Origin of the sequence: uncultured Anaerobiospirillum sp. (genome assembly GCF_902485895.1) — a bacterium.
Taxonomy (GTDB): domain Bacteria; phylum Pseudomonadota; class Gammaproteobacteria; order Enterobacterales; family Succinivibrionaceae; genus Anaerobiospirillum; species Anaerobiospirillum succiniciproducens.
Map to the genome: position 1 here is coordinate 23,858 of NZ_CABTML010000104.1, position 24,196 is coordinate 48,053.

The 24,196-nt window shown below is 44.0% G+C and carries 13 protein-coding genes; 8 read left to right on the top strand and 5 right to left on the bottom strand.

Features of this window, described 5'->3' with window-relative positions; translation table 11 throughout:
• Positions 1-511 precede the first annotated feature (511 nt).
• The 5 genes from glnA to rnt all read right to left on the bottom strand — a co-directional run bounded on the left by glnA (position 512) and on the right by rnt (position 9,383).
• On the bottom strand, positions 512-1,924 hold the full coding sequence (glnA, locus tag RDO37_RS08270; RefSeq protein WP_308498751.1) for a type I glutamate--ammonia ligase: 1,413 nt from the start codon (positions 1,922-1,924) through the stop codon (positions 512-514).
• A gap of 774 nt (positions 1,925-2,698) precedes the next feature.
• Positions 2,699-3,751 (bottom strand): DMT family transporter, encoded by a 1,053-nt coding sequence (locus RDO37_RS08275; protein ID WP_308498752.1) that lies wholly within the window; start codon positions 3,749-3,751, stop codon positions 2,699-2,701.
• Positions 3,752-4,659: 908 nt separating this feature from the next.
• Positions 4,660-5,169: a hypothetical protein gene (locus RDO37_RS08280; RefSeq protein WP_027939494.1), complete on the bottom strand. Its 510-nt coding sequence runs from the start codon at positions 5,167-5,169 to the stop codon at positions 4,660-4,662.
• Positions 5,170-7,340: 2,171 nt separating this feature from the next.
• The gene (locus RDO37_RS08285) at positions 7,341-7,922 is read right to left on the bottom strand and encodes a superoxide dismutase (RefSeq protein ID WP_027939495.1); all 582 of its coding nucleotides are present in this window, start codon (positions 7,920-7,922) and stop codon (positions 7,341-7,343) included.
• 801 nt (positions 7,923-8,723) lie between these two features.
• Entirely contained in the window at positions 8,724-9,383 is a 660-nt protein-coding gene (gene rnt / locus RDO37_RS08290; protein WP_308498753.1) for a ribonuclease T, read from the bottom strand.
• A gap of 1,078 nt (positions 9,384-10,461) precedes the next feature.
• Between rnt and fucO (RDO37_RS08295) the strand changes: the two genes are divergently transcribed.
• The 8 genes from fucO (RDO37_RS08295) to RDO37_RS08330 all read left to right on the top strand — a co-directional run bounded on the left by fucO (RDO37_RS08295) (position 10,462) and on the right by RDO37_RS08330 (position 23,894).
• Complete coding sequence (gene fucO / locus RDO37_RS08295; RefSeq protein WP_308498754.1) at positions 10,462-11,610, top strand: lactaldehyde reductase; 1,149 nt, start codon at positions 10,462-10,464, stop codon at positions 11,608-11,610.
• Between the two features lie 1,855 nt (positions 11,611-13,465).
• Positions 13,466-13,900 (top strand): RbsD/FucU domain-containing protein, encoded by a 435-nt coding sequence (locus RDO37_RS08300; RefSeq protein ID WP_308498755.1) that lies wholly within the window; start codon positions 13,466-13,468, stop codon positions 13,898-13,900.
• Positions 13,901-14,208: 308 nt separating this feature from the next.
• On the top strand, positions 14,209-15,357 hold the full coding sequence (fucO, locus tag RDO37_RS08305; protein ID WP_308498756.1) for a lactaldehyde reductase: 1,149 nt from the start codon (positions 14,209-14,211) through the stop codon (positions 15,355-15,357).
• A 262-nt stretch (positions 15,358-15,619) separates the two neighbouring features.
• Positions 15,620-17,398, top strand: coding sequence for an L-fucose isomerase (locus RDO37_RS08310; RefSeq protein ID WP_027939500.1), 1,779 nt, complete (start codon positions 15,620-15,622; stop codon positions 17,396-17,398).
• 382 nt (positions 17,399-17,780) lie between these two features.
• Positions 17,781-18,434: an L-fuculose-phosphate aldolase gene (locus tag RDO37_RS08315; RefSeq protein ID WP_027939501.1), complete on the top strand. Its 654-nt coding sequence runs from the start codon at positions 17,781-17,783 to the stop codon at positions 18,432-18,434.
• Between the two features lie 636 nt (positions 18,435-19,070).
• A complete protein-coding gene (locus RDO37_RS08320) occupies positions 19,071-20,561 on the top strand; it encodes a sugar ABC transporter ATP-binding protein (RefSeq protein WP_308498757.1) in 1,491 nt (496 codons plus the stop codon).
• Positions 20,562-20,770: 209 nt separating this feature from the next.
• Entirely contained in the window at positions 20,771-21,754 is a 984-nt protein-coding gene (locus RDO37_RS08325; protein ID WP_156907549.1) for an ABC transporter permease, read from the top strand.
• A 1,099-nt stretch (positions 21,755-22,853) separates the two neighbouring features.
• Positions 22,854-23,894 (top strand): substrate-binding domain-containing protein, encoded by a 1,041-nt coding sequence (locus RDO37_RS08330; protein WP_308498758.1) that lies wholly within the window; start codon positions 22,854-22,856, stop codon positions 23,892-23,894.
• The last annotated feature ends 302 nt before the right edge of the window (positions 23,895-24,196 follow it).

The following is a 24,196-nucleotide window of genomic DNA, read 5'->3' on the forward strand; positions in this document are numbered from 1 at the left end:
TGTTTGCTGTGTTAATTACAGACGCTTTTAGAGGCCTGATGAAAGCTCCGGCGCGACTCTCCTGTTAGTTCCTAAAAGATCGATTACTTAGTGCTGCTATATGTATCAAGCTTAGTTAGCTTAATTAACTTAACTAAGAGCTCTATACTTTTATAGGAATGTGCTGATGCATAAGCATAGATTAAGCGCTTACTTAGTTTTCTTTAGTGCAGGACTGCAGTAAATATAGTGTGCATATTCTAACCTAGAAAAGCTTATTTAAGGCCACTTTCGCGATCTAAAAGCATCAGAGAAGCATCTTATTATGGTTTTTGAAGTCTCTTGTATGTTTTTAAGCATCACAAGGCTCAAGATGCTGCATTGATGCACAGCCTACGCGCATGGTTGATGGCGCTTGTAAGGCGTTATGGCGGCCCCAAAAACAAAAAAGCAGCGCAAGATAACTAACGCTGCTTTTTTAGCTTCTAGATAAAGACGAGTACTGATTGAAAGAGTACTTGCCGATTAATAATTAGAGGCTGTAGTAGAGGCTGAACTCAGCTGGGTGTGGAGTATCGCGGACTAAGGATACTTCTTGAGCCTTAAGCTCGATGTAGGACTGAATAGCTTCCTCAGTGAATACGCCACCAGCAAGGAGGTACTCGTGGTCAGCCTTAAGAGCCTCTAAAGCCTCGCCTAATGAGTCAGCAACGGTAGGAATACCGGTTAACTCCTCAGGTGGTAAGTCGTAGAGGTTCTTATCGAGTGGATCGCCCGGCTCGATGCGGTTGATGATACCGTCTAAGCCAGCCATGGTTAAGGCAGCAAAGCACAGGTATGGGTTGCACAGACAGTCTGGGAAACGAACCTCAATGTGAGCAGTGCTTGGGTTAACTGCATGAGGAATACGAATAGCTGCTGAGCGGTTAGAAGCTGAGTAAGCTAATAATACTGGAGCCTCGAAGTGAGGTACTAAACGCTTGTAAGAGTTGGTAGAAGCGTTGGTGAAAGCATTTAAGGACTTAGCGTGCTTAATGATACCGCCGATGAACCATAAAGCTTCCTGTGACAGACCGCCGTAGAGGTTACCAGCAAAGAGGTTCTTGCCATCCTTGCTAAGAGACATGTGGCAGTGCATACCAGAACCTGCCTCACCCTTCATTGGCTTAGGCATGAAGGTTACAGTCTTGTTGTTCAGGTTAGCAACGTTATGAACTACATACTTGTAGATCATAACTTCGTCAGCCTTCTTAGTTAAAGAGTTGTACTTAGTAGCAATCTCGTTTTGACCTGCAGTACCAACCTCGTGGTGGTGTGCCTCAGGCTCGATGTCGAACTTCTTTAAAACATCGCACATCTGAGTACGGATGTCCTGAGAAGAGTCAACTGGAGGAACAGGGAAGTAGCCACCCTGAACCATAGGACGGTGGCCTAAGTTAGGACGATCGGTATATTCCTTGTCAGAGTTCCAAGCTGCCTCGTAGTCTTCGATCTGGTACATGCAGCCAGACATGTCGTGCTTGAAGCGGATGCCATCAAACATGTAGAACTCAAGCTCAGGGCCTAAGAAAGCCTCATCAGCGATACCCTCAGAGCGCATGAAGTTCTCAGCACGACGAGCAATAGAGCGTGGATCCTTCTCGTAACCAGCTAAAGTGGTTGGATCAAGAATGTCGCAACGGATGATGATGGTTGGAACCTTGAAGAAAGGATCTAAAAATACAGGACCATCAACTGGCATCAAGAGCATGTCAGACTTGTTAATGGTGCACCAGCCCGGCATGGAGGAACCGTCAAAGAGCTTTCCATCACTGAAGAATGACTCGGTGATTAAGTGGATTGGTAAGGTGATATGCTGCTCTTTACCCTTGGTGTTGGTAAAGCGCAAATCAGCATACTGAACGTTATGCTCATCAATGAGTTGCTTAATCTCATCAAAAGTCATGACTTATCTCCAAAACTTGCAGATGCCCCTGCATTTGCAAAAACAACTTCAGGCCTGACTAGTGCAAAACTTAATGTTCTTAAGCTTTGTACTACTAAGCTGAATCCTTTGAACTCTCTATCTATACACAATTATAGTAATAGCCTAAGAAATGCTTTGTGCTTAAGGCTATAGCGTCAGGTAAAAGTGCAAAAGATTAAGCTCAGATGTTAGTGTAGCCGCGATATGAAGCTATCAAGGTTTTTGCTAAGCAAACTTGCAGCGCAGGAGCTGTTAGCATTGAAATGTTAGTGATCTGCATCACGGAACATTTTAAAAAATTGATTCTTTATTATAGCCTATCTGAGCGCACTTTCTAAAACGTCAAATCTACAAAATGTAAGTCTACTAACTCAACTTGACTGCACAAAGCTTGTATACAAGCCAAGTTATCGCAAACTTGCTATTTAGCAAGGTGATAACAAGTATTACAACACGCTTGAATTGCACCATAGAAAGGAGCTACTTTAAAAAATAGAGCGTACTTTGCACTAATTCATAGCTACAAATCGACCTCATGGAAGTGAAATTTGCAGATCCTTCAAGCAGATAGACACCCTCACCTTAAACCGTAAATAATTCAGCCTAAACATGAAAAAAGTTTTGCTGCAGCCTTAAATACAAAAGGCAAGATAGAGAGTCTATCTTGCCTTTGAAAAAGGTGGCGTGAAAGTAGGTTGTTAAGCAAGTGCAGATACATGGCATATGCGCTTGCTCAAGTAGTGTAGTTGGCTTTTAGTTGCCCTCAGCTGCGCTCTTTGCACTCTGCCCATTGCCCTCAGATGCAAGCGTATCGTCGCTGCTATTAACAGATGTCTTGCGGCCAGAGAAGAGGGCAATGAGAGTCTTTAAGTTTACCTGAGCCACGATCACCGCAACTAAGATCAGGATACAGCCAATGCCTTCTTTTAAGGTCAGGGACTCATTTAAGATGAGCACACCAAAGATTACGGCCATTACAGATTCTAATGAGAGAATGATGGTAGCAATAGTTGGATGCATACCACGCTGACCCACTACCTGCAGGGTATAAGCAACGCCATTACTCATTACGCCAGACCACAGCAGAGCTAAGGATGCTGCCCATACATCCTCCCAGGCAAAGACGTCATAGTCGACGATGAGCATTAAGATGAGCGCTATTAATGAGGCAAAGAAGAACTGACCACAAGAGAGGTACACGCCATCACACTTATGTACATAATGGTCGATAGCTAAGATGTGGAAAGTAAAGACAAAGGCGCACATTAAGATTAAGAGATCGCCTTTTTCAAAGGTTAAATCCTGCTTAACGCATAAAAGGTACAGGCCAATTAAGGAGAGCAATACACCAATTACAATGCTGATATTGATCTTCTTGCCTAAAAAGAGACCAACAATTGGCACAAAGACGATGTACATGGATGTAATAAAGCCAGCCTTACCTGCATCAGTGGTCACCAAACCATACTGCTGAAAGGACTCACCACCCACTAAAAATGCACCGCAAACTAAGGAGCCCATGATGAGATCTTTGCGTTGGTAATTTTGTGAGGTGACAGACTCATGAGCCTTTTGTACATCCACATTAGAGCTGTCAGCATCAAGCGCACTTGATTGCTCTTGCTTAGCTGAACGTGACTTAATCCAAAAAACGATAGGCAATAAGACTACAGCACCAATAAAGGTTCTAAAGAAGGTGTATGTAAAAGGAGTGACGTGATCCATACCAATGGACTGCGCCACAAATCCTGAACCCCAAATGGTCGCAGTTAAGAAGAGAAAGAATGACTGCCTAAGCTGAAACATTGTTATAAACCTAACTATCCACGCCGCTGCACTACGCAACAGTCAACTAAACATACAAGCGTTAACAAAAGCCACACGCAAACAGCAAAAAAAGCTTTAGTCACACGCAAACAGCAAAAGGCCGTGCGCTATCAAACTAGAGCCAGTAGCGCGTAAAAGTCTTGTATGTCTATCATGCTTAAACTCAGACAAAAGATTGCACGATGCAGCACCATACATCTAAACATAACAGCGCCACTCGATCACAAAGATCATTAACTAGCAGCCATGACCATGATGTATACGCCTTTTTAGCTAGCGCTTAGATCATAAAGATCATCAGTAGCTACAAGAAAGCTAAAGCTAAAAAACAGTAACTCAAGCTAAAGCAAATCATCCCTTAAAGGTGAATTTCATATCCATAAAGTCGAGTACGCTTAATAAGAGCAAGCATTGTGTTTGTCTGATATGAGGCCATGATTATAAGGCACTTGCACCATAGTAAGTAGATATTTAGCTTATCTAGGATACTTTGCACCACATTTAACCAAGAGTGCATGAGCCTTAGTTATCTCTTTAATTAAGAGGGCGCTGCAGCCTCACAAGATCAAACTTAGTTAAGTGGGAGCTGCAGCTTCACTAGATCAAACTTAGTTAAGTTGGAGCAGCAGCCTCACTAGATCAAACTATAGCCTCAACAACTTTGTAATAGCAGTACATAAGATCAAAAGGATAGGCATGCCGTAGCAAGGATTAGATTGCAATTGCCATGCGTTACGGATGATTTTTGGCGGATAAATAAGAAGTCTATGGGCAGGATGCTTAAGCTAGCCATGTTTAAGATCGTGGCTAGCTTGATAGGCTAAGCTTGGAGCATGGCTTAGGTTGCCAGCAATGTTGCACAGAGTGCATAAGCTGTGATTAGCTTCTTAGCCCATTGGAGTGAACTCAATTACATTGATTGAGGTAGAGAAGAAGCTTTGCTGAACTTGACCCCAGAGGTAATAGTTGAGATCAGGAATCGGAGGGGCGGCGTTGTTGGACTTGCTGATATCTACAGCAATGGTGTCACCTGCAGCATCGGTAAAGTAGTACTGAATGGTGTCAGACTTCTCTTTGTAGCTAAAACGACCTTCTAAAACTACATAGTCGTTGGTGTGGCCATTGTGCAGTACACCGTGGACAGTGTTTGGTTGAGTGCCTTCGATACCAAAACCTTTTGGAGAGGCTCTTTGAATCTGATTGTGGGTAAAGCCTTGTGGGCTTGCGTATACAGTTGAAGAGTTTAAGGTGTAGAAACCTAAGGTTAAAAGTGCAAGTAAGAAAATACCTGAAAGCACTACCTTGCCAAAAACGGTGGCAATGATGGCACTTATGAAGTTTCGTCGCTCCGGTGCGTTTAACTCTTTGTAGCGATGGGCTTGATCTTTAATCAACATACCCCCTCCTTACGATTAACTAAGGGCTGAGCATCATTACTTATCTGTAATCTCAAAGCAGGTACAAGTCTTAATGCACCTTGCATTCAATCTAAACTCTATGAATGACGAGGCACTGCACCTTATTCATGATGCTAAAGCCTGGCAAACTGGTTTAAAGCAGCTACATGCATGCTTTAAAGCTAGTTGCCAAAAAGCGGTACATTCTCAAATTGCTCTTTGTAATAGTATGCAGCTTGTTCCTTAGGCTAAAAGTAGTTTTCTAAGCTATGTATGTAGCAATACATAAATTTCTTTTGCTGCCATAAAGACATAGGAGATGTACACGTAAATCAAATCCTTAGAGCATGCTCTTATCTATTGTTAAGCACTTGTTATCAAAAAGCTGTAATGCTCGTACAAGATGACGCATTTATCAGCTTTAGTGCAGTTAAGAGCCGCCGCGAGCGGAGAATTATACTCGCGCTCTACTTTAGATAGCGAATACTAGCTGATCAAATAAATCAGCTTTGTACAATAACTTATGTTTTTATAAGCAAGATCACACTCTAGTGTCAGTAAGAGGCAAATTAGAATGCACTTACACACTCAAAGTGCTTCAAGTTAGTTAAGAAACTAAATGTACTTGCGCTAAAACAGCCACCGGTTAAACGTAAATAATTACTCAGCAAAGCAAGGATGCTTTGGCGCATCGTATTTCAAGCTTGCCACTCAATAGTGAGCATGAGGTGGCTAATAAACACAACAACAACGAAAGACTTGCCATCAAGCAATCTAAGAAACTACAGCCCACTAAAATACATGATGTAAAAGCAAGCGCACAAGACTCTAAACCAAGATACAAGTGCATAAGACTCTAAACCAAGATACTAGCGCATCACTTGGTTAAGGCCAAAAAGCATATGAGAGAGAATTATGCGTACTATAAAAATAAATGAGCCGAGAAAAGCAGCTACTCTGCACATAAGCAAGACTACGGGCGTATCCATAAAACAATAGTCCTGACAGACTCGCTCAGGTGATTGTAGTAGCCGTATTAGAGTTAACCTTTATGTGTACCAATGTACGGCCGTGAAACCTAGGCTTGAACTAGATCCCACGGCCGCTATATTGGGCTATGAGTATGGAAGACACATACAAGGATTGCTCTAGCAGCTAAAAAGCTATGCTAACTGGGGTCTTACAGTCAGAGTCTGTTGCTAGCCCAAGAATCGATTGGCTTAGTCACACATCAGCGCTTATGAGTTGCTTAATGGAGTAGTGCTGATGAACAACTAATCATGGGCTTAAAGCAAGACATCTTATGCTTAGCTTGAAAAGCTGCTGAATAAAAAACTAACACAATGAGGGTATATGGCAAGTTAACATTTTTGTGTAAGTGTAAAATTGTGATCTACATGCAAGTTTACTAAGCTTGCCTAAAACTCGATATTTATGCGAAAAACAAAGCAGAAAGCTACATGTTTTTAGCAAATAAAAAGTGCAAACAGTGTATATGTAGACTAGTTTTGTAGCTACCTTAGCGCAGGCTAACTTAAGCAAATCTCCACAGCTAAAAGCAACAGCAACCTGCCCATTTGTAAAGTTAACTATGCAATTGAATGGTGCAAGCGCACCAACATGACCCGAGATCTGAGCGAAGCTGCAGAAAATTGAATATTGAAGATGGTAGATGAAAGATCGTTTTGTCTGATGCAAAGAGATCAGCGTGGAAAAGTGCCAAGCTAGTTAATGATAGCTTTGCTGTTCTTATGCAAGTTGCTCTTCATAACAGACAAAACTTCCAGTAAATATGTCGTTATCTAACGGAAATAGAAACGGAGCCGACTTACTGTTAGAGAAAGGATCTGACTTTCTGTTAATGAATGGATCTAACTAGCTATTAGAGAATGGATCTGACTTGCGGCTAATGCTATAGCTGCAAAAAGATGTGCAGATGATAGTAAGTGAGGGCCAAAGATACTTTCGGGACAAAAGATACGCGAGGCCTCTGAGCGCTCTTGCGTTAGCGGGGAGGTGTGAAGGATTGTTACTGGCGGATGTTGAGTTTTTAGTGCTACAAAAACAACAAAGCTCCTGCTTTATGGTTTAAAGAGGGCGCTTAGGCCCTCTAAAACCCTATGCCATGTTGGCATTTAAAGCAGGAGCTGCAGTAAATCTAGGAGATTAGATTACTGTACGTCACGCATCTGAGAAGCTACGAAGGTCCAGTCTACGTGCTCTAAGAAGTCCTTGAGGTAGTCAGCACGACGGTTCTGGTAATCCAGGTAGTAAGCGTGCTCCCATACGTCAACAACTAAAATTGGGGTGAAGCCGTCAACGAGTGGGTTAGCTGCGTTGGAGGTGTTCATGATCTTCAGGAGGTTAGGGCCAGTCTGAACGAGCCAGGTCCAGCCAGAACCGAAGTTAGCAACAGCTGAAGCAGCGAACTTCTGCTTGAACTCTTCTAAAGAACCGAAGTTCTGGTTGATTAAGTCGAGTAACTTGCCCTCAGGAGCCTTGGTCTCGCCAGTAATGCAGTTGAAGTAGAACTCGTGGTTCCAAGCCTGGGCAGCGTTGTTGAATAAAGGACCATCGGAGGTGCGCATGATCTCTTCTAAGGACTTGCCTTCGTAGTTAGAACCAGCAACTAACTTGTTGGTGGTCTCAACGTAGGCGTTGAAGTGCTTGCCGTGGTGGAAGTTTAAGGTGTTCTCAGAAAGGAAACCTAAAGAGTTTTTCTCGTACTTGAGTGGAACTAATTCAAAAGACATTGCGATGCTCCAAAATTTGTGAAACTAAAAACAGCATATGCTTTAAAGCTTCATATAACAAGCTCACAACTCACAATTTCTTATCACATGATGTGATTTTCTCAATTACGCAGACAAAGGCGATCAACATAAATGCATTGTTTTACACGACCAAATTTGCGCTTTTGCCGCTTGAGCCTGATATGTATCGTATCTAATATTGAGTTCACTGCCTCTCGATCATTTTCATCACTTTCACAAGAATGCACCACGACTTTCTTAGCAATTTATCGATTATCAGTTCAAAAGCAGATCACGGCTATCAAGTGACACACGTTAAGCTACTTTAAAAAGGTAACTGGCTTTTTGGCAGCTTGTAAGTATAAAAAGAGCGCAGATAAGGCTATTGTGCTGCAGTTTCATCACACTCACCTTGCAAGGTGTTTATCACTTTAATTTGAAGATGATTATGGGCTTTTGATAAAAGTAGCAGCTATCTTAGACGTTGCGTAGAAACTTACACGTCTCTTAAGATCTTGGATCTGGCCATGGCTAGAGATGCAGTGTAATTGGTGCAGATCTAATTTGAGGTTGGGAATTTTGAGGCAGGTTGTTGCGGACAGATATTTTGAGTCAGTGTGTTGAGGATAGCGATTTTAGTGTGAATGCTCTGATGAGGCCGTAGAAGATTGGTTTTTTGCGTGGCGCTAAAACTTTAACGCCCGCAAGAGCGGGCGTTCAGATACAGTCGTGGCAAGTACAAGCATGTGCTGCTTGTCGGTACCATTTTTAGGCATCTTGTCAGGCTGTAATTTAGGTAGTTTATTCCCTACCTGGGAGACCGGCATACATAGTGAAGCGGTTATAGATCGAGCAGAATAATTCACACTCTTTTTCGGTGTCGTAGACAGCTGAGTGGGCATTGTTGTCATTAAAGCTAATGCCAGCAGAGATACATGCTCTTGAAAGCACGGTCTGACCGAGCACTAATGCGCCTAATGATGCAGTGTCGATAACTGAGAATGGGTGGAAAGGATTGCGCTTGTAATTAATGCGCTCTGCTACAGCGTTGATAAAGCTTAGATCAAAGGCACCGTTGTGACCAACTAAGATAGCCTTGGTACAAGCTTGAGCTTTCACTTCTTTTGCCACAGCCTTAAATAGAGGTTTCATGGCCTCAGCCTCATCGACAAGATTACGTTTCTCGTCGTAAGGATCAATGCCTAAGAAATCAATATTGTTCTTTACAAGCTGTGCGCCTTCAAAAGGACGGATGTTGACGCTAAAGCGATCTTTTGGAGTGAGCTTACCTGCATTATCAATCTGTACAGTGATCATACAGACTTCAAGCAGAGCATCAGTTTTAGGGTTGAAACCACCAGTTTCCACATCAACAACTACAGGCAGATAGGTTCTAAAACGATCGCGTAGTTGATAAGGCGGATTGAGATAAGGTGGGTTTATTACCTTGATATCAATCATTTAATAGTTACCGGTAAGAAGACATAAGTTCATCTAGTGCTATAAAGCTCTTAGCAAAGCCAGGATCAAGCGTAGACTGTCACTAGTTGCTGCATTTATTAGATGCAGTTGCCAATCAAAGATGCACATGTATGCATCTGTTGATGCTTGCTAGTGGTCATATAACAAACGCTCAGCATATATAAGTATAGACTGGAGCGTATGTATAGGATCGAACTTGGCGTTTGCGTGTAACTACATGCCTAACTTTGATAACAGCAGTGCATTTGCTTAGCTTCCTAGCCGTTTTAGCGATCTAGGACACATTGACGCTTTTTACGGTCAATATTGTGTATTAACCAAAGTTAATTGATTGTAGTTACTCAAAGATGATCTTTAAGTCTTAGTTAGTGGAGCCTTGTAGACTCGGCAAATTTGCAGCGTCATTGTAGCACAGGAGTGAATGTGACGTAGATCGTTGTGTGATAAGGATCTAGTGCAAGAAAACGCAAGTAAAGATTAAAAATTGCTCAAATTGGGGATAAAGCTCTCTGCTACTTGATAATTTGAACATGAGAGAATCAAGTGATAATCCTTATCTACTAGGAAAATCAAATGTGGATCTCCTTTTAGAACGACTTTTTTCACAGCAAGAAAGTGCATAGGGCAATTTTTGCAAAATGCTTATACATAAGTGGTTTTTCACACTTGTAAATACTGAAATCTACCAATGAACTAACGAAAAGTACTAATAAAATCTACCAAAACACCTTAAAAATTTACCATAACTACTTGGTGATTTTAGGAAAAATAGCCTCAACGCAACGAAGCACACGCACTTCACTTTGCAAAAACTCTGAGTGTGGCTTGATAGCTACTCTAACTACAGCGTGTCTTCGAGGCCTCTATGAGTTGATTAGTTCAGCTCTATTAAGTTGAACAAATTTGGTATACAGGTTCTTTAAGTTTGGTCGACTTAAAGAATTGCACTAAAAACTTGTTGATGACCACCTGCATGTCGACTGAAGAAAAGGCAAATTTGCTCTTGCTCCTCTTCAGGCAGGCGTAAGTCAACAAATAACATTCAGGATTGATTACTATGGCAAACCGCATCATTCTCAACGCAGTTTCATACCACGGTCAGGGCGCAATTCAGCACATCGTTACTGAAGTTAAGCAGCACGGCTGGAAAAAGGCTTTCATTTGTACCGATCCTGGTCTGATCGAGTTCAAGGTTATCAACCGCATTACCGACTTACTTGACGATGCAGACTTGCCATACGAGATTTACTCTGACGTTAAGCCAAACCCAACTATCGAGAACGTAAACTCAGGTGTTGCAGCATTCAAGGCTTCCGGCGCTGACTACATCTTAGCTGTTGGTGGCGGTTCTTCAATGGACACTGCAAAGGCTATCGGTATCATCATCACCAACCCAGAGTTTGCTGATGTTGTTTCCTTAGAAGGTGTTGCTCCAACCCGCAACCCAACTGTTCCAACCATTACCGTACCAACCACTGCAGGTACTGGTTCTGAAGTAACTGCATACTACGTAATCACCGACGTACAGCGTGGCCGTAAGTTCGTATGCGTTGACGCAAACGCCATGGCCTGCATCGCAGTTATCGACCCTGACATGATGTCCTCAATGCCACGCGGCTTAACTGCAGCAACTGGTATGGACGCCTTAACCCACGCTATCGAAGGCCTCATCACCAAGTCAGCTTGGGAAATGTCCGATATGCTCCACATCAAGGCTATCGAGATCATCTCTCGCTCCTTACGTGGTGCTGTAAACAACGAGCCTGAGGGCCGTGAGGGCATGGCTTTAGCTCAGTACTTAGCAGGTATGGGCTTCTCCAACGTAGGTTTAGGTCTGGTTCACGGTATGGCTCACCCACTCGGTGCAACTTATGACACTCCACACGGTGTTGCTAACGCCATCATTCTGCCTACCGTAATGCGCTACAACGCTGACTACACAGGCGACAAGTACCGTCACATTGCTAAGGCATTCGGTGTTAAGGGTGTTGATGACATGCACCAGGACGAGTACCGCGAGGCAGCAATCAACGCTGTTGCACAGCTCTCTAACGATGTTGGTATTCCACACAACCTCAAGAACATCGTTAAGGAAGAAGACCTCGACTTCCTCGCTGAGTCTGCATTCGCTGACGTTTGCACCGCTGGCAACCCACGTGATACTTCTGTATTCGAGATTCGTGAGCTCTACAAGTCTCTCATGTAGTACAAGCGTTGCACCGCTTTAACTACTAACAGGTAAGGATTGACCTTAGACAGGCTGCTCTTAGAAATAAGAGCAGCCTGTTTTTAGGCACTTAAGCACGCAGTCTCCACACAGCTTTTTTAACAAATGTGTCTCTTATGACATGCTCTATAAAAATGTTTCCCACCCTCGAGCGGATAAGAAGATGGGGATCTTTTTATAAGGCGTGATCTTATAGAACACATACTCAATCACTTTGCAAACAAGTATATAAAAGAGCATGTCCCACAACATGCCAGGGCTTAGCAAAGTATTAAGTGTTTTGCATCTTTCTTCCTGTTACCGCATTTTTGCATGCGGACTTTCCATGATCAAGCAGTTGTGTTGATTAGCTTAAATACACTGAGCTTTGAGTTTTGGCTCCTATTGGCTCAAAGCACGGTGTTAAGCCAAACAGATTAGAGCTCTAAGCTAGCCACAGAGCTTATGGTGCACAACTAACCTGTTTGCAGCCGTTCTTGCAATTGTCCCCTTTGTTAAGAACAGCTTAAAAAACATGCTTGATTACACTTAAGTGCATACCAAAAGCTAAAGGCCTTATAGTCTTCTATGAGGCCTTTTTTGATCCCCAAGCAAACCCTATAAACCATCCCTCCGCTCCATCCAAACTAATAAAACCGCGCCAATTCTGGTTAGACAAGGCTTTATGGGAACCGAATAAAAGCAAGCAAAGGCAAATAACACAAGCTTAGTAAATCCGGTCTTTAGCAATTTCACTTGCCCTCAAATCACATTCAATAAAGATCAGACACTGTTTTATAAAAGCACATTCCCACTCAACAGCTAACATGATCTCAAATTTAGTTTGGCTTTAAGCAGCCGATCCGGGGCGGATTTGCCTGGTTTGTATCTGTTAAGTTAGCCACAGTGAATTCAAAGTCAAACTCTTGAGTCTTATTGATGCTCATCTATGGATAGAGCAATCCTAGGCTCTTATAAGTAATGGTGCTGCAGCTGCAGCTGCTGCTAGTTGCAGTTAGCTTTAATGCGCTTTTGATACAAAGTTGTACCTTCAGTTCTGTATAGAAGCTTGGAGGTTTTAAGACCAACTCTGGGTGGTTCTGTATAGATTTGTACTCTGACTTGCTTTGGGCTCAGGTGATGTGGTGTGGTGGATGGTCTCAATCAGATCTTGGATAGGTTTTTTGAGGCTAGGTTGCTTGAAATAAGCTAGTTTTTTGGCTTTCTAATTAGTGTAAATGGCGTGTGTATGCGGTTTTATTCTTTTGTTTGCAGTGGAGGACTTACTCAAGAATAGGGGGCATAAAATGGTAGGCACAAAATGTTTCTTAAGGTGAATAATTTACCAAAGAGAGATGTTGTGACTGATAGGCAAAAATGTAAGACAAATGCGGTAGATATGCAAACAGCTTGGATCCTAGATATTACGCAAATGGCGTTATATTGGGCTTTTGCGCTGTTAAGTGAGATGTGGATTCCACTTTTTGAAAAGAGGTGGTATTTGAAATCAAATCTCTATCACCTTTTGTAAAATCGTTTGAAAGGTTAAAAATTTACCAAAACAATAGCAAAATATGGTCATTACAGTGTTTTGGACATATGAAATTTACCAAAACGTCCCGTTTTTGGTAGTTTTTGTAAATAACCTACCTTTTGAGATGAAAAAATTACCATTTTTGTCTTGCGCTTTGCACTACAAATAACACTGATGAGTCTTGCGCCTAAGTTTGGTTCTCAATCATTGATTCTCCTGTAGATAAATGCTTGGGCGCACAATGACTAAAGATCACTTTGTCGCTTTAGTGCTTAAGACAAGCGTACTGAGATATGCATCAGTTACGCTGGAGGCAAGTTCATGCTGAAGAACATTCCACCGATCATCTCCCCTGATCTGTTAAAGATTCTCTGCGAAATGGGACACTCAGATCGTGTCGTTATTGCTGATGGCAACTTCCCAAGTGAGTCCATGGGTGAGAATTGCTATGTCATCCGTGCTGATGGTCATGGCGTACCAGAGATCTTAGATGCCATCTTACAGGTATTCCCTCTCGATACTTACTGCGACAAGCCTGTGAGCTTAATGCAGGTTGTTCCTGGTGATCCTGTAGAAACTCCAATTTGGGATGAGTACAAGGCTATCGTTGCTAAATACGATAAGCGCGGCGCTGAGTGTTTTGAAAACATTGAACGCTTTGCATTCTACGAGGATGCTAAGAAGGCATACTGCATTATCGCCACCTCAGAAAAGGCTCTGTATGCCAATATCACTCTGCAAAAGGGTGTTGTCTAAAGATTCCGCTCCTTGGAATTAGGGAACAAAAGCACGTAGGCAGAGCGCAATATTAACCAAGATAAGAGCCTGACCTACCTGCTTAAAGTGCTACACAGCGACACTTAAAACATAGCTGTAAACAATCACATAACTTTCTATAGCCTCCACCACCCAAGCTGACAGGCCGGTAAACAGAGCTTAAGGATAAGCTCTACTTTGTACTGACAAGCTAAGCGCCACGTAGGCAAAGTTAATACTTGTTTAGTAGCAAAGATACGGCTTAACAGTCTGAGCGATTGTGGGACTCATGTAGGTAGGAAATACTTATGGCCAATCGTATTGTTCTCAACAACGTCTCTTACCACGGCGCAGGTGCCATCCAGAACATTCCTCTTGAGGTAAAGCAACGCCGTCTTCAAAAGGCATTTGTTTGCTCTGATCCTGACTTAATCAAGTTTGGTGTTACCAGCAAAGTTACCGATCTGTTAACTGAGAACCACTTAGATTTTGAAATCTACTCAGATATCAAGGCCAACCCAACTATTGAGAACGTACAGCACGGTGTTGAGGCTTTCAAGAAGTCAGGTGCTGACTACATCATCGCAATTGGTGGTGGTTCTTCCATGGATACTGCCAAGGCTATCGGCATTATCATCACCAACCCTCAATTTGCTGACGTAGTATCCCTTGAGGGTGTGGCTGACACCAAGAACCACGCTGTTCCAACTATCGCAGTTCCAACTACTGCAGGTACTGCAGCTGAGGTAACCATCAACTACGTAATTACTGATACAGCTAAGGATCGTAAGTTTGTATGCGTTGACCCTAACGACATGCCAATGATCGCTGTGGTTGATCCAGACATGATGGCCTCTATGCCTAAGGGCTTAACTGCTGCAACTGGTATGGACGCTTTAACCCACGCTATCGAAGGTCTGATCACCAAGGCCGCTTGGGATATGACCGACATGTTCCACATCAAGGCCATCGAGCTTATCGCTGCAAACTTACGTTTAGCAGTTGAGGGTGATCCTAAGGGCCGTGAGGGCATGGCATTAGCTCAGTACGTAGCTGGTATGGGCTTCTCTAACGTAGGTTTAGGTATTGTTCACTCTATGGCTCACCCATTAGGCGCTCACTATGACACTCCACACGGTGTAGCTAACGCCATCATTCTGCCAACAGTTATGAAGTACAACGCTGAGTTCACTGGCGATAAGTACTTATCAATTGCTAAGGCATTTGGTGTTAAGGGTGCTGAGAGCATGTCACAAGAAGAGTATCGCAAGGCTGCCATTGATGCCGTTGCTCAGCTCTCTCGTGATGTGGGCATTCCACAGGATCTTAAGGCTATTGTTAAGGAAGAGGACTTAGACTTCCTCTCTGAGTCAGCCTTCAATGACGTCTGCACTGGCGGTAATCCACGTGATACCTCAGTTGCTGATATTAAGGAACTCTACAAGTCATTACTGTAGGCCATAACTAAAGCCATACAGTTTAACTAGCTTACCAAACTACTGTTTGTAGGCACATGCAGAGGGTCAGTGAGTAATCCCTCTGCATGCAAAGACTTGCTCAATATAGATTTTTCAGAGCAATGTACAACGACCATTTTGGATTGTCGTTGTCTTAGCAAGCACTCTTTAAAGCCTAGCACTTTGCATTGTTTAGCTACGCTTTTGTCTTGCTTACTAAGATTCGGTCGTTGTGTAGGCTCATTTCATCAGGAGTTAAACCATGTCACATCCAAAGATCGGTATTCGTCCTACTATCGACGGTCGTCGCGGCCCACTGAAGGTTCGTGAGTCTCTTGAAGAGCAAACCATGAATATGGCCAAGAGCGCTGCTGACTTACTGCGCGCTAACTTAAAGTACACCGACGGCACCCCTGTTGAGGTAGTTATCGCTGATACCACTATCGGTCGTGTTCCTGAGGCAGCTGCTTGCCAAGAGAAGTTCCGTCGTGAAGGTGTTGATATCACCTTAACTGTAACTCCTTGCTGGTGCTACGGCTCTGAGACTATGGACATGGACAAGCACACCATTAAGGGTGTTTGGGGCTTTAACGGCACTGAGCGTCCAGGTGCTGTGTACTTAGCTGCTGTATTAGCAGGTCATGCACAAAAGGGTCTTCCAGCATTTGGTATTTATGGCCACGAAGTTCAGGATGCTGACGACACTTCCATTCCTGCAGACGTTCAAGAGAAGATCTTACGCTTTGGTCGTGCTGCTTTAGCTGCAGCTCAGATGCGTGGTAAGAGCTATCTGCAGATCGGCTCTATCTGTATGGGTATTGCTGGTTCCATCATCGACTCTAACTTCATCGAAGAGTACCTCGGCATGCGTGTTGAGTCTGTAGATGAGGTTGAAATCATCCGTCGTATGGAAAACAACATCTACGACCCAGAAGAGTTTAAGAAGGCCATGGAGTGGACCAAGGCTTACTGCAAGGAAGGCTTCGATAAGAACCCTGAGTCCATGCAGAACTCTCCAGAGGTTAAGGAAGAGCAGTGGGAGTTCGTTGTTAAGATGATGGTCATCGTTAAGGACCTCATGAAGGGCAACAAGAACTTACCTGCTGGCTGTGAGGAAGAGGCTTTAGGCCACAACGCTATTGCAGCAGGCTTCCAGGGTCAAAGACAGTGGACTGACTTCTACCCTAACGGCGACTACGCTGAGGCTTTATTAAACTCCTCATTTGACTGGAACGGCAAGCGCGAGACCATGGTTTTAGCTACCGAGAATGACGTATTAAACGGCTTCGGTATGCTCTTTGGTAAGTTATTAACCAACCGCGCCACTATGTTCTCTGACGTACGTACTTACTGGTCAGGCAATGCAGTTAAGCGTGTAACCGGCTACGATCTTGAAGGCCATGCTAAGGATTGCGACGGCTTCTTACACTTAATTAACTCAGGTGCATCTGCATTAGACTTCTCCTGCCAGGCTCGTGATGAGCAGGGTAACCGCACCATCAAGCCATGGTACGACATGACTGATGAGGATATTAAGAAGTGCTTAGAGGCAACCACCTGGAACGCAGCTGACTTAGGCTACTTCCGTGGCGGCGGTTACTCTTCACGTTTCTTAACTGACGCTGAAGTTCCAATGACCATGATGCGCTTAAACCTCGTTAAGGGCTTAGGTCCAGTTCTGCAGATTGCTGAAGGCTGGTCTGTTAAGTTACCTCAAGAGGTTACTGAGAAGCTGTGGAAGCGTACTGACTACACCTGGCCTTGCACTTGGTTTGCTCCACGTTGCGACGGCAAGAGCGCTATGTTCAAGACCGCTTATGACGTAATGAACAACTGGGGTGCTAACCACGGTGCTATCGCTTACGGTCACATCGGTGCTGACTTAATCACCTTAGCTTCCATCCTCCGTATCCCTGTATGCGGCCACAACGTACCAGAGGACAAGATCTTCCGTCCATCATGCTGGAACGCATTCGGTATGGATAAGGAAGGCCAAGACTTCCGTGCATGCAAGAACTACGGCCCTCTGTACAAGCTCTAAAATAGAGTTTTATCTAAAGAGCGCTAAGCCAAATCCTGCAAAGGGTTGGCTTATAGCAAAGCTAAAGTGGCATAGCCATTTAGCTTAGGACTTAGAGTACTTGCTTAAGTCTTATCAACACACACACTCAACGTAGCCTGCTTTCAAGAGGCAGCTTAGCTTTGTCTCTTCCTGCCTAAAGCAGGCTACTTTTTAAGAGCCTAGGCCCTAGCAGGCTTCTTTTTTAGAGCTTTAGCTATAAGATAGCAACCTTGTAAGACTCTTGGCTCTACGTCTTGTGCAAGACAAGACATAAGCATCTTTAGTATGTACTCATCAGCTTATTTGAAGCATACGAAGATGCACACAGACATTTGGTCTGTACTTAATGAGGAACACAATTATGCTGATGGAAAAAGCACGTCATGATTTAGTTGAGTTTGGCAAGCGTTTAGTTACTGCAAACCTGACTAAGGGCACTGGCGGCAACCTCTCTGTATTCGATCGTGAGAATGGTACTGTTGCGATCACTCCTTCAGGCATCGACTTCTTTGAGATTCGTCCTGAGGATATCGTCATTATCGACTTAGACGGCAAGACCGTTGAGGGCACTAAGACCCCATCATCAGAGTGGGAAATGCACCTCATGCCATATCGTCACCGTAACGATATTGATGCTGTTATTCACGCTCACACTACTTATGCAACCGTGCTTGCAGTTCTGCGTCAAGATCTGCCTCCTTCACACTACATGGTTGCTGTTGCCGGTCCTAATGTACGTTGCGCTCCTTATGCAACCTACGGTACTCACGAGTTAGCAGTTAACTCCTATGAGTACATGAAAGATCGTCGTGCTGTAATCCTGGCTAACCACGGCATCTTATCTGGCGCTCAGGACTTATTAAACGCCTTCAACATCATTGAAGAAGTTGAGTACTGCTCTCAGATCCACTACATGGCATCTTGCATGGGCAAGCCTCACATCCTCCCAGATGAGGAAATGACTTTAATGGCTGAGAAGTTTAAGACCTATGGTCAGCGTAAGTCCAACGCCTAAGAGTAACACTCTTAACTAAGGTATAGATTCAAGCTACTAGCCTGAGTAACAGGGCTAGTAGCTCTTCAAGATCAAATAGCGATAAATAGTATTTATCCAAGTTTGAGTCAGTAAAGGTAGTGACAAGCAACTTATTACTTATCTCACATGCGCCTAAGCTCTAAGTAAATACTGCTCTTACTTTAAAACTACCTTGAGTACACATATATGTATGCTTACTTCACTGAGTACACATATATGTATGCTTACTTAACTGGGCACACATATATGTATGCTCGCCACGCTCAGCTACCGCAAGGTACGCTTAGCACTTAGTTAGTGTACAAACCTAAAAGATCTCAAGCAGCTTTTAGGTAACGATGATAATCATGAGCTTAAGCTCGTGGCTATCAGTTGGTAGCAACACGGACGTACTACCAACCACGCTTGCAATAGTATTGCATCTCACTTTGCTCTGTTTGACCTGCTGTGCTATTGAGTCCGAGGGGCATCACCCAAAAACATAGACCATGTGCTAGGTGATCTCAGATCGCCACCTTTTGATGAGTTAAGGTTTTAGCAATGGTCTTAGATGTTCAAATCTAAGAGTTCAATAAAAACGACCCTTAGCGTTGAGCAAAAAGGATGAAACAAAGTATGGCTAATATAATTTTGTCCATGCAGGGAATCAAGAAAGCGTTCAACGGCGTTCCTGCGCTCAAGAACGGCGCTATTGATCTCTACGAGGGCGAAGTACATGCCCTGATGGGTGAGAACGGTGCAGGTAAATCTACTCTGATGAAGATTTTAACCGGCATCTACTCACGCGATGAGGGTCGTATCTTCTATGACGGAAAGGATGTTGAGTTCCATGGTCCTGCCGAGTCTGAGGCTGCAGGTATTGCCATTGTGCACCAGGAGCTGAATATGATGAAGGATCTGACAGTAGCTCAGAACCTCTTCATCGGCCACGAGTCCATGAAAGGCGTCTTAATCGATGATGCCGAGATGGAGCGCAAGGCTAGCGAACTGTTCAAGATTTTGAACGTCGACATCGATCCATCAGTCAAGGTAGGTATGCTTACCGTTGGTAAGCAGCAGATGGTTGAAATTGCCAAGGTTATTTCTAAAAACGCCAAGGTCATCGTCTTAGATGAGCCAACTGCAGCTCTCACCGATCACGAGATTGAAGAACTCTTCCGCGTAATTCGCGACCTGAAGTCAAAGGGAGCTGCAATCATCTACATTTCTCACCGTATGGACGAGATCAACGTGATCTCCGATCGTATCACCGTAATGCGTGATGGTGAGTATGTTGGTGTTTTAGATGCTAAGACCTGCTCAAAGGACGACATCATTAAGATGATGGTTGGCCGCGCAGTTTATATTGCACCTAAGACCAAATCAGCCTGTCCAGAAGATGCTAAGGTTCTCTTAAAGTGCGAGCACCTAAATCGTGGCAAGTTTGTTCAGGATGTATCTTTTGAGGTACGTGCAGGCGAGATTATTGGCTTCTCTGGACTGATGGGTGCTGGCCGTACTGAAACTGCCCGCTTGATTTTCGGCGCAGACAAGATGGATTCAGGCAAGATTTACATCAATGGTGAAGAAGTCTCCATCAAGTCTCCAAAAGATGCAGTAGCACACGGTATCGGTTACTTATCAGAAGACCGTAAGCGTTATGGTCTGCTCGTAGACAAGTCAGTTGAAGAAAACACTGTTATCGCTTCACTGCAAAAGTTCATCTCGGGCATGAACTTCATTGACACTGCTAAAACTGAGGAAATCTCTAAAAAGTATGTCAGTGAGCTCAAGACCAAGACTCCAAGCATTAAGCAGATCATCAAGAAGCTCTCTGGTGGTAATCAGCAAAAGGTGGTTATCGCAAAATGGCTGACTGATGACTCTGATATTCTCATCTTCGATGAGCCAACCCGTGGTATCGACGTTGGTGCTAAGAGTGAAATCTACAATCTGATGGAAATGCTGGCTAAACAAGGTAAAGCCATCATCATGATTTCATCAGAACTTCCTGAGGTTTTGCGTATGTCTGACCGTGTGGCCGTGATGTGCGAAGGCAAGTTAACTGGCATTCTTCCAATTGAAGAGGCTACTCAGGAAAAGATTATGACTCTAGCTACCCGCTAGTACTTCATCCTCAATAGATTGTCTGTAAAGCTCATATAGGTAAGTTTGCTCTCTTACCCATTGTCTAAAAGTGCTAAGCACTTAAGTGCCTCAAAGCAACAACTAAAGGCAAGATCATAAAAAGCGCCAAGCGGCCTCATAGCAGCTTAGCCACAGGTTCTAACCTTTAGCTACTTTAGACAGGGCTTGTGAAAAAGCAGGAGTTTTCCGTGGATCAATTAAAGAAGTTGGTTTCTAACCAACAGGCCGCTGTGGTGTTGGCCCTCGTACTCATCTGTGCTGTATTTGCGATGATGACTGATCGTTTCATGCAGCCAACCACATTTACCAATATTTCTAAGTCTGCTTACTACATTGCCTTCATGGCCATTGGTGTAACCTTCGTTATTGCCACCGGCGGTATCGATCTGTCCATTGGTACAGTTGCGATCTGCTCGGCTCTCGTCGGCGGTACGCTCATGGAAGCCGGATTGCCAATGCCTCTTGTTTTATTAACCATGCTCGCCACAGGTGTGCTCTTTGGTTTGATAAACGGATTGCTAGTAACGCACTTTGGATTGCCATCATTCATCGCTACCTTAGGTACCATGATGATGTCCCGTGGTTTAGGTTCTATCGTTTCAGGCACTAAGACTATCTCCTTCCCACAAGGCTCTGCTGATGGTGCTTGGTTCCGTGAGATCTTCATGATTACCTCACGCGATGGTTTCCTGCCACGTAACTTCCCAACTGGTTTCATTCTCTTAGCCATCTGCGTTATCGTTATGGCTTTAGTATTAAACCGTACTCAGATTGGTCGTTACATTCTGTCCATCGGTTCTAACCGTGAAGCAACCCGTCTTTCCGGTATTAACGTAAACTACTACGAGACTATTGCTTACATCATCTCTGGTTTCTTTGCTGCTTTAGCAGGTATTGCTTACGTAGCAGTGTTTACTACCGCCCAGCCAAATACTGGTAACGGCTTCGAGCTTGATGCGATTGCTGGTGTAGTTATCGGCGGTACCTCACTTGCTGGTGGTGTTGGTTCCATCTTTGGTACTGTGATCGGCGTCTTCATTATGACAGTGCTTAAGATTGGCTTCCCTTATATCGGTGTCCAGTCACACTATCAGATGTTCATTACAGGTATCATTCTGGTATTCGCTGTTTACATGGATATCTTAACCCGTAAGCGTAAGGGCCTCGCATAGCTAGGCACGCGCAAGCGGTAAGTCCCACCTCAAATGAGCTTGGCAAGAGCAAAGAGTTTCTTAATCATAAGATTGAGCTAAGTATTGTAGGTTACTATCCTATAGTACAAAGACCATAACTTACCAAGCAGGTAGTACTACATACTGTAGGTACTACCAAAGGCCCCTGCAGCTTTGGCCAACACTGCAGGATAGTATTCAAGGCTAGCAGCGTCCCTGTGACGCTGCTTCATCAGCAAGTGCCGCCATGCAGCCTACGCTCCAAAGCAGCTCTCGCTGCTAAAGCAGCACCCGTTGCTAAAGCAGCGTTCGCTGCATTTAGTTGCACTTGCAGCTTAGTATCCGCCATGTAGACAGTTAGTCACTGCACTAGATGGCGGCTACTTAAGTAGCTAAGCTACTTATACATAAGCCGTGCTAAAAACACGATGTAACAACAAGCTGCTGGGCATTGATTGGATGCTGCATAAGCAGTTTGCCTGTCGCTTACGGCTAAGAGACAGAAGACAAAAAACAAGCAAGACCGTACGAATTTAGTAAGAGCACAAGGACTGTACTTTAGCCTGACTAACTAAGGGAAAGGCTTGAGCTTTTGCAAATAGTTTGTTCGCCGTGAGATTACTTTGCAGCTCGTTGCGAATGGACTTTAGCCAGAAGATGCTTCTTTGCTATAGCAAGACTTAGTTTTGCTCTTGTATCTTCTGGTGCACCACAGCCATTGCACATGCTTTGGTGAGTATTTGCCAGATTAAGTACTTGAAGGTCTAGATGTAGGTACTAAGCCCCTGACTAAGGTTTGGTAGCCGTGACTAGAGTGGATAAGAACTTAATTAAGGCATCACTTAAAAACGCTTTTTATGAAGATTAGTAAACAGCATCTACTTTGACGTTTTACACAAGGCGCTTAAGTCATGAGGATTTCTTAAGTTAGCTTGCAAGAACTTAGTAGATACTGAAGTACAGGCGTACATTTAATTAAGCTCGCCGCTCAAGGAAATTGCCTTACCGAGCATCAATGCATAATGATGCATGAATGCAAAGCTTGGAACTAATCTAAAGTAGACAGTGTTAAAAGAAAATTGATCTCAAGGATTTTTCTATGAAGCTTAGCAAGTTAGTTTTAGCCTTAGGCGCAGCTGCATCTGTAGCTTTCTCCGCTTCTGCTTTTGCAGCAGATCAGATGCATATTAACGTAGTAGCAAAGGGTTTCCAGCACCAGTTCTGGAAGGCCGTTGAGCAGGGTACCCAACAGGCTGCTAAAGAGTTCAACGTATCTGTTGACTTCCAAGGTCCAGACAATGAGTCCAACATTGCTCAGCAGGTAGAGTACCTCAACGCTGCTATCGCAACTAAGCCTGCTGCAATCTGCCTTGCAGCACTTGATACTCGTGCTATGCTCGACTCCATCCAAATGGCAAAGGATGAAGGCATCCCAATGATCGGTTTCGACTCTGGTGTACCTGATGCTCCAGAGGGTGCAATTAAGGCAACCGCATCTACCGACAACACCGCAGCTGGTGGTTTGGCTGCTGCTGAGCTCAAGAAGCTCATCCAGGCAAAGCTTGATGCAGCTACCCCAGAAAAGCCAGTACGTATTGGTGTTATCGCTCAGGAGTCCAACTCACAGTCCATCGTTTCCCGTACTAAGGGCTTCGTTGATGCTTTCGTAGCAGCTGTTGGTAAGGACAAGGTATCTGTTGAAGGTCACGACTCATTACGCGCTAAAGTTAAGGGCGCATCTGTTATCCTCGATGTAGGTATTCCAGCTGAGGTTAAGGACGTTGACGCTGCTGCTGTTGCTTCTGCTATTTTAGAGAAAGAGGACATCATCGCTGTTTACGGCTCTAACGAGTTTGCTACCAACGCAATCATCACCGCTAACGAAGGCTTAGACGTTTTAGGTAGCGACAAGGTTATCGCTGTTGGCTTCGACGCAGGCACCAAGGTTCTTGACGCAATGGAAGACGGCGTATTAACCGGCGCTGTTACCCAGAACCCAGTTCAGATTGGTTACCAGGCAGTTCGCTTAGCTGTTGACGCAGTTAACGGCAAGCCAGTTCAGGACGTTGACACCGGTGCTCTTTGGTACACCAAAGAGAACATGAACGATCCTGAGATTAGCGTCTGCTTATACCGCTAAGTTTCAAAGATGCTCCCACTACGGGTAGCAATCAAATAACATAAGAAAAAGGGCGGCCCTCGGGCTGCTCTTTTTCTTAGTACATCTAAAAGAGCAGCCACATAGGCTGCTTTTCTCTTTACACCACCGCCAATGCCCATACTATTTAAGATCTTGAGGGTAACTAACTTTAAAGGCAAACAAACGCAGATCTCAAGCTGATAAGGACTTTAAGCTCATAAGCCATATGAACACACAAAAAACAAGGGCAGTCTTATGACTGCCCTTAGTGTTTGCATTTACGCGTGGAGTTATGTCTACGG